This is a genomic window from Candidatus Babeliales bacterium, assembly GCA_035944115.1.
Lineage (GTDB): Bacteria > Babelota > Babeliae > Babelales > Vermiphilaceae > DASZBJ01.
This window is the reverse complement of sequence record DASZBJ010000002.1, coordinates 1-15,007: the sequence shown is the minus strand read 5'-3', so window position 1 is coordinate 15,007 and position 15,007 is coordinate 1. Positions and strand designations below refer to the sequence as shown.

Sequence of the window (15,007 nt, the reverse complement as noted above, 5' to 3'; positions counted from 1 at the left end):
CACTACCGATCAAAAATTTTATTCTGCTTCACAAAGAACATGGGTACAGGCATATCAACTCACCATCGGAGAGTTCCTGCTCGCAGAAGATAATAATCGAGTATGGCTCAGCGACATTGAGTTGGTACAAGAACCGATGCGCATGTATGCAATTACCGTAAAACATAACAATACGTTTGTGGTAGGAAGGCATAAAGTTCTTGCGCATAATATGGCTATTGCTTGTGATAGCATGGCATTAATTTGCAGTGCCGCTGCAGGTGCGGCCGGCCTTATTCTAGAAGTCGCCGAAGGTGCGCTGATTTTGTCAGCTCCTATTTCTGGTCCAGCAGGTGTAGTTGCGGCAGCTGGTATAGGATATATCGCAGGAAGTCTTATAGCTGATGCTATTCATGATGGTAAACAACGTGCTGATTATCAAACAAACTACCGTCCTGAACAAATAGACAAATCAATTGCAAGCATGAAACAGGAAGTTGCAGCGCAAACGCAGCATAAGCAGCAAGCTGCTCATGATACAACAGCTTTACACTGCACTGCACCAACAATCAATGGGCATGAGGGTGAAAAAATAGAATATGGATGTGGTTATGGCCAAAATATGCCTAAAGAGATACCAATACCTGGGCCGTGTGTTACCACTGGTATTGGTGATAGCCTTGAAGAACATCCAGATAAAAAGTTTGATCCTTCTCCAAAAGCAGATGATTTGCTTAAAGGATGGGGGTGTGGGACAGGCGCAGGAGAAGTGGTTATTGAAGCAAGGCCATGTGGCTTTGCTTCTCGAGGCTGGGCAGGCATATTAAAGGATATTCTTAAAGGGTTGCCGAAAGTTGATGATAAATCTCAAGAGCCATGTGAAGAGTGCATAGAATCAGAAGAAGATGCAGATAAACCTGTAGAAGATAGTGAATCTGGCGATGAACTATTGCCTGAAACAGAAGATCAAAGTGAGGCAGAATCTCAAGCCGTTGTTAGTGATGAATTAATTATTACCGATGAATCAAAGCTGACTGTAGATAGTGAAAATGTGGTCACTACTATTGATCTTGCTGCAATAGACCATGCAGAATCTCAACAATCATTTGCTCTTGATAAAGAACAGATGAGAACGTTATCTGAAGCAGATGCAGAGTTAAAGATTATTTTGGATAAAATAAGACAACATTGGAAGCAGAAACAGAAAAATGTGTGTAAAAAACATGGTAAACGTTCCGCTGGTGGAAAGCATGCATACAAGCCAAAAGAATTAGAAGAAGTTATTTTATCACCAGAAGAAATTGAAAAATTAGTAAAAGTTTTTGATGGAACATTATCAGTTCCTATTGAAATTGGTGAAGGTGTACACATTTGGATAGATTACGAACATATTTTTAATCCAGTACTGAAAATAGGTTGTAAAGATAATACAATTACACCAGTGGGATTACACCATGATTATTTAGGAGAATTGCAAAAAAGCGGCTTAATCGAAAGTGTCATTATTAAACAAGGTGAACATGGAATATACCAAATTGAATGGTCTTATGTAGGCAGTGATACAAAAGAATCAACAATGTTTCCTGATTATTGGACGCGTGAGCAGGTTATACAAAAAATAGATGAAGCATTACGTGCTGTCATTGAAAAAGAACAAAATACAAGAAACGTTGGGCGCTGGGAAATCAAAGGTCAAACAAGTGAAGGAATATCTATTATTGCAATAATAGATATATACAAAACACAATCAGGTCAGAAAGTAGGAAAAATAGTAACTGCATATCCAGAAATCGAGAAAACAGTATGAGAACTTTTCCAGATAAAGAAAATGGTAAATGGGCTATAAGAAAAAATTATATCAAAATGGAGTTGTATGCAGGTTCCTACTCAAATAGAAATCACACGCCGAATGAAAACTTAAATAGATTGAGAGATCTTTTTAATGATCAAGGTTCAGATGCCGAATGGGTCAAAAGAGCTTTGTTTGATTCTAGAGGTCGAGGAAGATCTGGGGAATTTACAAGAATACTTGTAAAAGGAGACAAGGTGGTGTTAGAGCCTACCGATATTTTTTACGATAATCCTGAAGAGTACATTATAGAAATGGAGTGCAATGTATTATTACAATTAACAAACAATTGGCAAGCGTTGGTAAGAGCAAAAGCTCCATATATTTTTCTGTATGAAAAAGACAATCAATTATTTGTTAGCGATACGCTACCGGAAGGTATGGAATAAAAGAGTACACGCTCTATGCATCCAGAAATGAGGATTAAATAATGTATATAAAACTGGATAAAATATCAGAAAACGAAAGCATAGTAACATATAAATTTTGCATAGATGTTTGGGAATATGACAAAATTGAATACAGTAATGATGATGAGCCTGTTATAAAGGAAAAAATTGGAATTGGTCGTTTTAATAAACAAACTGATGACTTGGTAATTGATTGGGATAGAACAGATAAGTACTATTTAGATAAACCTCGAGAACTATTTTATATAAAATGGCATATCATGAAACGTAAAAATTTGCCTGTTTTTCCTGAGAAGATTCATATAGCGACTGGGTGATAGGAGGAGTAGAAATGTATATAATAATGAGTAAAAAAAAAGAAGATCTTCAATTTGTTTGGTATCACTTCTCCGTAGATGGCCTTGCCAGAGAAGAATATATAGATAGTGCGGGAATGAAAAAATCTCGATCTGTTGAAAAACAAGGAGCGTGTCGTTTTAATAAAGAAACAAAAGACCTAACCCTTGATTGGGATAGAACAGATACATATTTTTTAGATGGAAGCCGAGCATTATTCCATATACTAGCAGAACTCCTGAAAGGCAAAAGATTGAATCATTATGCTGAAGAGATCCATAGAATATCATGTTAGATAAAGCGACAGAAAAAGCCTGGGAGTATGAGAAGCCAACAATAATAAAAAAAGATGATAACTCGTCACACCATCAAAGAAAAGTCGGTCATCGCAAAAAAATGCAATGACCGACTTTTTATTTCTCAACTAAGCTGAAACAACGCGGGATTAATACATTCCGCCCATTCCACCCATGCCGCCGCCCATACCAGTAGGAGCAGCTGCAGCTTTTTTCTCTTCTGGAAGCTCAAAAATACAAGCTTCTGTTGTTAACAATAATCCAGCAATCGATGCTGCATTTTGAATTGCAGAACGAGTTACTTTTGCAGGATCAATGATACCTTCAGCAATCATATCTACAAATGCATGATTTTTTGCATCAAAACCGTATGAACCGGTTTGCTCTTTTACGCGAGCAACGATCACTGATGCTTCTGCGCCAGCGTTTGATGCAATAATACGCATTGGCTCTTCAAGCGCACGACGTACAATTTGCGCACCCATAATCTGTTCACCAGGAAGTGCACCGGGAACCGTCAATGCTTCAACTGCTTTTTGAGCTCGTAATAATGCGACACCACCACCAGCAACGATACCTTCTTCAACTGCTGCGCGTGTTGCTGCTAATGCATCTTCTATGCGATCTTTTTTCTCTTTCATTTCTGTTTCTGTCGCTGCACCAACTTTGATTACTGCAACACCACCAGAAAGTTTTGCAAGTCGTTCTTGCATCTTTTCTTTATCATAATCAGAGCTGCTATTTTCGATCTGCGCTCTAATGTGCATTACGCGACCATTAATAGCCTCTGTTGATCCTTGTCCTTCGATAATAGTACACGTCTCTTTGGTGACAACCACTTTCTTAGCAGTCCCCAAATCAGCCAATGTAATATTTTCAAGCTTAAGACCAATTTCTTCAGATACCAAAGTTCCGCCCGTTAAAACAGCAATATCTTCTAGCATTGCTTTACGACGATCACCAAATCCTGGTGCTTTAACTGCTGCAACTTGCAACGTACCACGAAGTTTATTCACTACCAATGTTGCTAGCGCTTCCCCTTCAACATCTTCAGCAATAATCATCAATGAACGTCCTGATTTAGCAACATCTTCTAAAACAGAAATCATACTCTTCATGCTGCTGATTTTCTTTTCAAAAACCAAAATGCAAGGATGATCAAGTACTGTTTCCATTTTTTCTGTGTTTGTTACAAAGTATGGAGACAAGTAGCCACGATCAAACTGCATACCTTCAACGATCTCTAATTCGTCGTACATGCCTTTTGCTTCTTCAACTGTGATAACTCCATCACGACCAACGCGTTCCATCGCTTCAGCAATCTGATTACCAATTACTGAATCAGAATTTGCTGAAATAGTTGCAACTTGCTCGATCTCTTTGCGATTAGTAACTTGCTTTGCAGCTTTCTTGATCTCTTCAACAACAACCATAACCGCTTTTTCAATACCGCGCTTTAATTCCATTGGATTTGCGCCAGCAGTAACAAACTTATTTCCTTCGCGGAAAATAGCTTGCGCAAGAACTGTTGCCGTTGTTGTACCATCACCAGCGATATCAGCAGTTCTGCTTGCAACTTCACGCACCATTTGTGCGCCCATATTTTCCAATTTATCTTGCAACTCGATCTCTTTTGCAACCGTTACACCATCTTTAGTGATTAACGGAGAACCAAAAGAACGTTCAAATACAACGTTACGTCCTTTAGGCCCAAGAGTAATTTTTACGGTATCAGCAAGCGTATCAATCCCTTTGCGGATTTTTTCACGTGCATCAACACCAAATACTATTTTTTTTGATGACATTGATAACTCCTAAAATTTTCAACTCTATAGATTTATTATGACTGTTTAATAATACCCAAGATGTCATCTTCTTTAATAATCAGATGATCGCGGTCTGCTTCAGTTCCTGAATATTTACCAAAATATACTTTATCGCCAATCGCTACATTCATTGGCACTACTGTTGTTCCATTAAAACGTCCTGGGCCAACTGCAAGAACAACACCTGTTTGCGCTTTCTCTTTTGCTGCATCTGGAATAATAATGCCAAACGCGGTCTTTTCTTCCTGCTCAATTCTTTTGACCAGTACTTTATCCCCTAATGGGCGAAATTGATCAAACATACGTCGACTCCTGTTATTAATTATATAAAATACCGTTATACTATATCATAGGCTTATATGGTATGACCCACCTCCAGCAGGCCACAACTACCTTAGTCTTAGTATAGAAAGAAATCTAAAAAACTCAACCCATTTTTTCTGACAGAGAAAGACTCAGATCCTATAGCTATGGACCCTAGTAAACATCGATAAATAAAGGCATGCCCACACCGTGCCTATTGCAGCTATTTCACCCCTATTTTTTAATAAATTTGCATAAGATTTATCTGGGCATTCACACAAAGCTCCGCTCATAGTAGGCTAACAATCATCCCATTTTATAAAAAGGAGCCCCCTTGAAGTCCATTTTTCCTTCACTTATCTCATCAGACCTGCTTAACCTAGAATCAACAATAACCGCCCTTGACCCGCATTGCGCAGGCTATCATATTGATATTATGGATAACCATTTCGTCCCAAATCTTACCTGGGGAACGCAATTTTTGAATGCCATCGCCCGAAAAACCAGTAAACAAATCTGGGCACATTTGATGGTTGAAAATCCAGAGTCACTGTTAGAGACAATGACGATCCCGACTGGCAGCATCGTGTCGATTCACATTGAAACAAAAAAGGAAATTATTCAGGCCATAAAATCCATAAGAGGGAATAATTGGCGGCCTAGTATCACAATAAATCCAAAAACCGACATAGCTGCATGTTTTCAACTTTTGGATGAACAAGTCGACCATATTTTGATCATGTCGGTAGAACCGGGTCATTCTGGACAAAACTTTCTACCGATTACCCTACAAAAGCTTGAAACGCTCGCCACATACCGCGCACAACACAATCTATCTTTTACTATCGCAATCGATGGTGGCATCAATGAAACAAACATTCAACAACTTGCGCAACATGGTGCCGATGATTTTGCCATCGCATCAGGAATTTTTGCATCTGAAAATCCGATCAATCAATTAACAAAACTCACCAAACTGATTAGTGAGTAAGATGTGTTTAATGTAACTTCGACGTAAGGACCAGATAACTATTATGTCGCGCTCAGACGAGCGCACGAATTCTGGATTGCTACGCTTCGCTCACAATGACGGCAGGTAATACCTTATGTTCTGCCGCGTGTATGGCAGTAGTATGGGATCGTTGTGTAAAGGAGCTTATTTGAAACATAAAACTCTATGAACTATAGATAAATATTATTAGCACTATTGGCGTTCTCCTGCAGTCATGGTGAGAGAGCCTCGGCGAACGTAACCATCCAGAAATAAATCCGTCCAAGAAGGACGCGACTTTATTATAAATATCATTGTGTCGAACGCATATAGTATTAAAAATCTGTTGGCTTAAGACGAGTGTTATGTAAGAGTATTTAGCTCTTATGTCGCGCTCATCTGAGCGCACGAATTCTGGATTGCTACGCTTCGCTCACAATGACAGTAGGTAATGCCTTATGTTCTGCTGTGTATGGCAGTAGTATGGGATAGTTGTGTAAAGGAGCTTTATTTGAAAAGTAAAACTATGAACTATAGATAAATATTATTAGCACTACGGATGCTCTCTCGCAGTCATGGTGAGAGAGCCTTGGCGAACGTCGCCATCCAGAAAATTGTGCGCCCATAGGGCGCGACAAAAGATGTCTTTACTCCGAAAGTATTTACCAGCGTCTTATTATCGAACTCACGTTAATTAAGAACAAGAATCCTACGATCATCGTTGCAAGCCCGTCTTCGCTCACAGCTACGCTGGGCAGACTGTGACGACGATCGAGTATCAACAACTTCCTACAATGCCTATCCGTTGCAACATTTTGCAATACATTAATCCACCCAACTAATTTTCGAATAAGCTCTGAATTCGTTGCCGGATGCAACTATGCCGTATCAATTATTTTTTTTAATAGTGATGCAAAGGCTGGATTTTTAGATGCTTCTTTTCCCGCCAATGCTATCACTGTTGCAGCTCCCAACCATTGTAGAGTATCTTTATGGTCTTTTAATAAATCGCCTGCTTTTGCGACAAATTGCACGCCTTTTTCACCGAACTTCTGTATACCATTGCGTATCACATCTTTTATAGATTTTTGATCTCTTTCTCTCGTTTGTTTATCGGATGATGGTGATGCAAGCGACAACAGCTCGTTAACACTGCTTACACGATCTTGTTCTGTAGCTGCAACTAAGCTCAATGCGTTGCTCACAGAAAGATCTGCTGCTTGTGCTTGTGCATCTTGCATAACCATAACCAACTTGCTACCCGTCTTGTGTGCATCAGCATGTGCATACTCAATACATTGTTTCATTACTGCGCATCCATTGTGCTCAATATTGTGATCCATTGCATGTGTATGACCAACGCAAGACATCGCTGCTTCACGCTGATATTTTTTTTGTTCATCGTCCCATTTCATGTATACAGCACCCGTGGCTCCTACAAACAACATTGATGGCGGCACCTTTCCTATACGCCGCCAACCGTCAGAAAATTTATCCCAAAAATCTGCTGATCTATTTTTTATATCCTGCATATCTGAAGCTGAAACCTCTTTCTCACCAACTTCGACACGCACGATTTTGTCCTGCGGTTTTGCTTCTGTTTTCTGTTGCAATGCATCGCTTACTGTTTCATCGCCGTGGCCTCCAGCGATGAGCACATCATGCAATACGTGCAATGCATTCATCAACTTATTTTTTTCTTCTGACTGCCCTTTATTTTTTTGCTTCTGATAGAAATCTGGATCTAAAAACACCGGTGGCCTCGAGCTGGCAGCCTTTGATTTTGCAGTTCCCTGCAAGACATCTTGCTTTTTACCCTGCTCGTCCGGCTTTTGCAATACGCTTGGAGATAATGCGGGGGATTGCACCTCTTTGATTCCGCCAGTATCTGCACGACTTGTCACTTCATGCTTACCCTTAGGATGCATCATATTGCTTGACGTCAGACGCTCATGCGCGTGCAAGCCTTTCCTCTGGAATCCCTCAACTGATCTTGGCGTATGAACCGCCAGAGGCGCATGAGCTTGTGCGTGCACAACACCGCTATCAACACTTGTTGGTTGCACACCCTGACTCAACGGTGCATTCTGACCGATTACCTGGTGCGATAATCCTTGCCGCTCTGTTTGCTGAGGTGAAGCCGCATGGCTCCCTGCTCTCTGATTCACTCCACTTTTTCGTTGTGTATCATCTTGAGATCTGTGCGCTATTCCATGCGCTACACTCGTTGTTTGACTGCTTGCCGGTGACGGCGGCACTGTTGCAAACCTTTTTTGATCCTGCGTAGCGGTTATAACTTCACCGGACCACACAACTGGTCGCACGGCAGGAATCTTCTTACTTGAACCACTTTGATTATTTTGTTCATGTACTGCTTCTACACCGTCCTGCGTTATACTGTGCTCTATGTCTGCTGGATCTACATCTTCCATTTGATGCACAACGACTACTACAGCAAATAATAGTGCAACTACCACACTGATGATTTTTGCGTTCATTACCATCCCTATCCTCATTACATACCACTATCTCCTATCACGTATTTTTTACACACTCATTAGAGACTAAGCATGCAAAAAACAAAAGAGCCTACTGTAATAATACAGCAGACTCTTTCTCTATAACTTAGTTATGCTAAAAAATTATTTCAAGACAACGCTTACGCCAAAGATGGAACCGCACCCATACCAATGTAATTTTTAATGGTAGATGTAGCGCCGCGTGCCTTCTCTGAACTCATGGCGAGGACTAATGTCACAAAAAATCCTGCCCATGCCAGATTATGCTTATTCGCTTGTAACACGTTGGCCATTTTTGTACCGCCATTTGTATATACACATGACGCACCATTCTTCATCGTATTTTTCAAAGATCGTGAAAGCTTAACCAAATTGTTCTTACCAGACGCTAATGCAATCGACAAACGTTCGCTCGCAACATATAAACCTTGCTTGCTTTTTTGTACTGCAATGCCCGCTATGTTACGCGCGGACTGACCCGCTTGTACTGCATATCCACCGCCAACCTGTTGCGCATCCTTCATAATCACCACTAACTTGCTGCCCGCTGTACATGCATTCATATATGCACCAGCAACATATTGTTTCATCTTTTGATGAGCACTTTCCGCTGCTTGCTTGCCCGATTTATGCGCATGAACAACATATGGCATTACTGAATCGCGAACATATTTTCCTTGTTCAGAATCCCATTTTGCATAAATAGCTCCAGCGGTACCTACAAACAAAACGACTGGTGCTGCTTTTAATGTGCGCTGCCACGCGTTACCCAAAGCATCTCTCAACCAACGTTGCGACTTATGCTCAATCCATGCATCTGCAAACTGCTGTAACGCTTGAATCTGTGCTTGCTGCTCTTGCTTTTGCTCTTCTGCAAATATTTGTTCTTCTGCAAATAATTGATCTAACTGGCTGATCTCACTATCGACTACGCCTTGTAATTCTGCCGCAATAGCATTCGGAGACTGCAGATCTTCTTGCTCTTGTATCAGTCCTGCTCGTAATGCTCGATCTTCATCAGATTCGTTAGACCGCACTGCATCTTGTTCTCGAAGCGCCTGTTTTACAATGCGGTGCTCTTGCTGCTTAACAAGATCTGCAATGTCCGCATCCCGCGCTGCCGCCTGCTTTCGTCTTTTAATCTCATCCTTAGCTTTGATTGATGCTGAAATCCCTTCAGTATTTACCTTAGCTTCGCGTTCTATGACCTCTCTTAAATCCTTCTCGTCTTGCGCTAATAACGCATCTTGCGCAGCTTCTCTTTTTGCCGCTTCCTGTGCATAGCAAGCATCCCATAATTGCCGCCACTGCCGATCTTCGCGCCAATTATTAAAAGCCTTATATCGCTCCTTAATCCACTTGGTCGCCGGATCACCTTCAGAACCCTCTGGACTGCCCTTCGGCAGGCTATCAACATCTTCAGTTGCATGCAATGCATCACATTGCTTTTTTGTTTCAGCTCTTTGATCATCCAGTTCTTTTGCTCTAGCCGCTCTTTGCTCCATTATGAACCTATTAAAATTCGCTCTCCACTCGTACTGAGATGGCGTTAGTGCCGCTCTATACATCTGATTCGCACGCTCTGACTGCTCATCTTCTATTCGAGCGCTCTCTGCATCTCGTGCTTTTTGTACACGACGCGCGTCATCTCGCTCATTAACAGGTTGCATCAACCATGCATCTGCTAGTTGTTTTTCTGATGCAGTCATCCTGGCATATTGTGCTTGAGAATCTATGATAGCCTGCTCTTCTGATGTTACTCCTTCGTATCTGTCCCAGGTTCTATCAATAACAATAGGCTGTTTAATTTGCTTCAAACTGTCTGCCTCAATCTCACGGAGGTCATATGGTAATGCTTGGGCTGCTTTTTCTGCATTCATACTAGCTTCATTATTTTTTTCATCTAGTAACCATTTTTGGTATTCTGCCTTTGCAATCGCCAATCGCTCTAAATCGATTCGCTTTTTATGAGCATCATAATCCGTACCCTCAACCTTATAACTATCTAACGGTTGGCCTTCATCTGCAAAAGATACACCAAATACAACGCTTTCTGGTTCTTGAGTATTCTTTTGTACATCAGCTTTCTCTGTTTGCTGTCGCGTGTTAACAGTTGCAAAATGCTTAGCCAGCTCTTCATCAATTCTATCTCTCTCATTTTGCGCCGACGTTCCTACGCATTTTGTATCTTCTTCTGACAGCACACGCTCCTGATTGGATTCTCCACCTGTCACTAATGTGCTTGGTTGTTTTACAACCGTCGCTACAACGCCTACGTCCGTTGAAGCTGGTGCTGATAATACAGGAGATGCTTCACCTTGCTGTTGTTGTAAACGGCGTTCCTGTGCAACCTGCTTTTCTCGCGCGAACCAGTCCTCTGTTCTTTTACGCTCCTCTTCTTCTTTACGCCGTTGCCGCTCTCTATACATTTTCAAAGGCGAATAATCACTCAAATTGAAACGCGTTTTCTCAACATTCTGTGCAGGAGTATTTCCAATCTCTTTCTCATCTTTTACAACTGATTGTGGTTCCCCTGTCTTTTCTTGCGAACTGCCAACGACAGGCTGCCTTTTATCAATAACGATTTGCTGTTTATTTTGCTTCAAAAAGTCCGCCTCTAGCTCCTCGGTGCTATACGGGAATGCTTCGGCTGCTTTTTCTGCATTTATACTAGCTTCATTATTTTTTTCATGGAGTAACCATTTTTTATATTCCGCCTGTGCAGCATTCCATCGCTCTTGTCTTTTTTGCAACTTATCGGCGTTAAATTTGTCCTCAGACGGAAATACCACATCCAGCAACTTCGCACCTACTGATCGCTTTGCATCTGCCACTTTTTGCACAGGTTTTTTCTCTGTCAAATCTACACCACCTTGCGTGGGGTTTTCTACCGGTTGCGCTTCTCCTTCATGCCAATTTTTAACAAATGTAGAGAGCAAGTCCGCCGCCTCAGCTTGTTGTTCCGGCGTCATTTTAGCATATTCGTCTACAAGATATCGCTGCTCTGGACTCATTTTCGTATAGTAGTCCCAAGAATCTTGTATTTGATTCGATAACCCTCCTACAAATTCACGTGCACCCGTTGCTGCTTTTCCTGGCTTGGCCGTGTTATCAACATTGGCCATCGCCTGTGCCGGTTGTTCGTTCGCGCTCTGATTATGCTCTGCATCACGTACCGCCTCTGCTGCCGTGACGGCATTGGATTCATTCTCGGTCTTTTTACTGAAATTTTTCAAAGCGCTAGCAAGCCTATTGCCGCTTTCCTTATTAGCTGCCACAACAGGTTGTATATCATTGCCCTGATCCTGTTTCACCTGCGTTGTATTTTCTGCAGGCTGCGATTGAGATACGCTAGTGCTCTTTTTCTTGTTAAGATAATCGTCAAATCTAGCCACTTTCTGCATTGCAGAACCAGCAAGATTTAATAATCCCTCTTGAAGGCTAAAAGAACCCTTATCATCATAATCTGCTTTCAAAGCTGACGGTTTTTTTTGATCTGGACTTTGTGCCGACGGTTTCGTATCAAGAGAGGCTGCTTTGACTTGTTTTGCAGAGTCCTTCCCTTCTTCCTGGCTCACTGGTTTTTGTTCAGCTGCTACAGGAGCTGATATCGATTTAGAACGAAAATATGTAGCATGGCCAGGATCATTGCGCTTAGGAAAAATATAAGATGGAATATTCGCAACACCTGATACAACATCTCCTATATTTTTAAATATTTGAGATCGATCAATGCTATTCGCATTATTTGCTGGATCATGATAATCCGACACTTCGTCCATACCATATGCACCCGATATTGCAACAATCAATACCGCACACACCAATTTTTTTATAATATTATTCATAACCATCGCACCCTCATATCTAATAATTCATATACAATACAATCCACACCCTCTAAACTTCTTATCTTATAATTATGCATATTCATTAAAACCTCAATCCATATGTATCTTTTTTGCTGCATATTCCGCCGCATTACTCAGACCTTGCCCCATCCTGGATTTACTAACAACCTCTTTTGCTTGCTGCACGTACTTGTACAATATGCCACCCACTCTTTGCGTTGTCTCTTTACCAACAGATGCCGCATATATAACATATTCAGCAACCACGTCTGCTTTATTTTTTAATACTACTGTTCCTGATGCACACGCGGCACGAGCACGCTCATTGCCACGCACCATCCAATATGCAACAGTTTCACGCATTTCTTGCACACCATTGCGCATACGATCCATATAATCTACTGAGATCTTACGGGCCTTTTTCACTTGTGGAGTATCCCATTGCACATATAAAGCCCCCCCTCCCGTGGCGCCTACCAATAACGCAGCCGGTAAAGCGTTGGCAAGGAGAACAAATGACTGGGCAGTACGAGTCCGCGTTGTATTCCACAACTGAGTAGTTGAATCCCAAAAATATGCCGTCCATCCAGTTTGGGATTTCTGCTTATTCATATGTATCAGTGTATCAAAATTGGTCCAGAATGTAGTAACCTCTTGCTTATCTAATTCATCTTGCTCAGCAAGCCACTTTTCTAATCCATATCCCCAATCCGCAGCATCCCACGCTTGCTCATTTACTAGCTGTTGATCGCCCTCTGCAGCTGCATCCCATAAGGCACTATCACTAGTCCATTCTGTTTTTGGTTGCTCGAATTTTATACCAGATTTCTCTTGCTCAAGCAACGCCTCATCATGTTTTATCTGCGCCACCAAACGCCATCCATCTGATTCTAAGTCATCAAAAAAACCTTGTTCTGCTTTATCCATCAACACAACGTCCAACGCTTTGTTATAGCGGCCTAATTGTTCTTGTTCTGCTACAGCTTCTGTTGCTCGCGTTTTCTTATAATCTTCAATTAATGTATGTACCTGTCCCACAGCAATCACATCTGCCTGCCCTTGGATTTCTACAGCAGCACTACGTCTAACATTATCTTCATCGCTTACGTATTCCACATTTTCCGAAGGCACATAGATCAGTTCTTTTCTTCGATTCACGAAATCCTGTGCTTGGCCATTTACTATCTCTTGATATTCATCTGCTAACTTACCAACGTTGTACAATGCAGTTTGCTCCTGCTTGTGTGCTCGAATTTGTAAATGAGCAACTATTGCCTCTTTATTTGCTTTAGCGGCTGCCATCCGTTCACTGTCTACCAGATCACTAACTGGCGCAGATTCTTTTAAGATCGTTGGTGATATATCTGATCCTACTCTATAATCTCTTTCTGGAGTCCAATTTTCTGATTCTGTATACTTGCCACTTCCTAGGCAAGCTTCTTGTATTAGTGCCTCTAGCTCTTGCGCTGCTTCTTGGGCTTGCCATGCATCTGCTAATGCTCGTTCACCTTTTGCCTGCTCAAGCATCATTTCATCACGTTGTATGTACGCTACTAAATCAGCTTCATCTTTTGCCAATTTTTCTTGCCCATCTACATCTTCTAGATAAGCATCTGCTAACGCACCAACATTACCTAATAAAGCTTGTTCCTGCCCTTGTGCCCGAACTTCTAAACGGGCTATGATTGCTTGTTTGTTTATTTGCCCAGCTTCCACTCGCGCTTGTTCTACCACGTCACTCACTGGAGAAGAATCTCCTAATATTGTTGGCGATATATCTGGCGCTTCTAGCTTTGGTACTTCTGGAGCAACGATTACTGGTTTTATATACTCAGCACTTCCTAACCGCGCTTCTTGTATTATTGCGTGCTCTGCTTTTCGAGCAGCTACTGCTTGCTCAGCGGCATCACGCCTAACATTATTTTCATCTTCTATACGCTCTAAACGCTCTACTGACAAAGAGGTTAATTCCGCTCTTTGATCGGCTACTTCTCGCGCTTGTGCCTTCGCCTGTTCAATTCGCTTAGCTTGAACACCCGCTAAATATTGTTCACCAACTTTAGTATAGCTTTCTGTTGTTTGCTGCTGAGCAGCTCGAACTATTTCATGGTCAGATAAAGCAATAGCTTGGTCCACTGCACGCTTTGCCTCCTGCACCTGAGTCTGCTGGCGCACTTGCTTATTTGCTTTGGCTGCCTCAGTTTGGGCTTTTTCTACAAGGTCGCTGACTGATGATGCTTCTTGTAATATCGTTGGCGATATATCTGGCGCTTCTAGCTTCGGTGCCTCTGGAGCAACGATTACTGGTTTTATATACTCAGTACTTCCTAGCCGCGCTTGCTGTATAATTGCGTGCTCTGCTTTTCGAGCAGCTACCGCTTGTTCAGCGGCATCACGCCTAACATTATTTTCATCTTCTATACGCTCTACATGCTCTACTGACAAAGAGGTTAATTCCTCTCTTTGATCCGCTACTTCTCGCGCTTGTACCTTTGCCTGCTCAATCCGCTTAGCTTGAACACCCGCTAAATATTGTTCACCAACTTTAGTATAGCTTTCTGTTGTTTGCTGCTGAGCAGCTCGAACTATTTCATGGTCAGACAAAGCAATAACTTGGTCCACTGCACGCTTTGCTTCCTGTGCCTGA

General features: G+C 41.7%; 10 protein-coding genes. 5 read left to right on the top strand and 5 right to left on the bottom strand.

Annotated features, from left to right (window positions below; genetic code table 11):
- The 4 genes from VGT41_00195 to VGT41_00180 all read left to right on the top strand — a co-directional run.
- On the top strand, positions 1 to 1,786 hold a 1,786-nt coding region (locus VGT41_00195), incomplete at its 5' end, for an EndoU domain-containing protein (protein ID HEV2600690.1).
- Positions 1,783 to 2,217, top strand: a complete 435-nt coding sequence (locus tag VGT41_00190; protein HEV2600689.1) for a hypothetical protein — start codon at positions 1,783 to 1,785, stop codon at positions 2,215 to 2,217. The genes VGT41_00195 and VGT41_00190, both read left to right, overlap by 4 nt.
- 41 nt (positions 2,218 to 2,258) lie before the next feature.
- The gene (locus VGT41_00185) at positions 2,259 to 2,555 is read left to right on the top strand and encodes a hypothetical protein (protein ID HEV2600688.1); all 297 of its coding nucleotides are present in this window, start codon (positions 2,259 to 2,261) and stop codon (positions 2,553 to 2,555) included.
- Between the two features lie 14 nt (positions 2,556 to 2,569).
- Positions 2,570 to 2,869: a hypothetical protein gene (locus VGT41_00180; protein HEV2600687.1), complete on the top strand. Its 300-nt coding sequence runs from the start codon at positions 2,570 to 2,572 to the stop codon at positions 2,867 to 2,869.
- Positions 2,870 to 3,019: 150 nt separating this feature from the next.
- On the opposite strand, the gene groL is transcribed toward VGT41_00180, so the two are convergent.
- Positions 3,020 to 4,675: a chaperonin GroEL gene (gene groL / locus VGT41_00175; protein HEV2600686.1), complete on the bottom strand. Its 1,656-nt coding sequence runs from the start codon at positions 4,673 to 4,675 to the stop codon at positions 3,020 to 3,022.
- Between the two features lie 35 nt (positions 4,676 to 4,710).
- Positions 4,711 to 4,998, bottom strand: a complete 288-nt coding sequence (locus VGT41_00170) for a co-chaperone GroES (GenBank protein ID HEV2600685.1) — start codon at positions 4,996 to 4,998, stop codon at positions 4,711 to 4,713.
- 335 nt (positions 4,999 to 5,333) lie between these two features.
- Between VGT41_00170 and VGT41_00165 the strand changes: the two genes are divergently transcribed.
- On the top strand, positions 5,334 to 5,990 hold the full coding sequence (locus VGT41_00165; protein ID HEV2600684.1) for a ribulose-phosphate 3-epimerase: 657 nt from the start codon (positions 5,334 to 5,336) through the stop codon (positions 5,988 to 5,990).
- Between the two features lie 878 nt (positions 5,991 to 6,868).
- Here VGT41_00165 and VGT41_00160 read toward each other — a convergent pair.
- The 3 genes from VGT41_00160 to VGT41_00150 form a co-directional block, all read right to left on the bottom strand.
- On the bottom strand, positions 6,869 to 8,488 hold the full coding sequence (locus VGT41_00160; protein ID HEV2600683.1) for a hypothetical protein: 1,620 nt from the start codon (positions 8,486 to 8,488) through the stop codon (positions 6,869 to 6,871).
- Between the two features lie 161 nt (positions 8,489 to 8,649).
- Positions 8,650 to 12,357, bottom strand: coding sequence for a hypothetical protein (locus VGT41_00155; protein ID HEV2600682.1), 3,708 nt, complete (start codon positions 12,355 to 12,357; stop codon positions 8,650 to 8,652).
- Positions 12,358 to 12,450: 93 nt separating this feature from the next.
- Positions 12,451 to 15,007: hypothetical protein (locus VGT41_00150; GenBank protein ID HEV2600681.1), on the bottom strand; the 2,557-nt coding region annotated here is incomplete at its 5' end.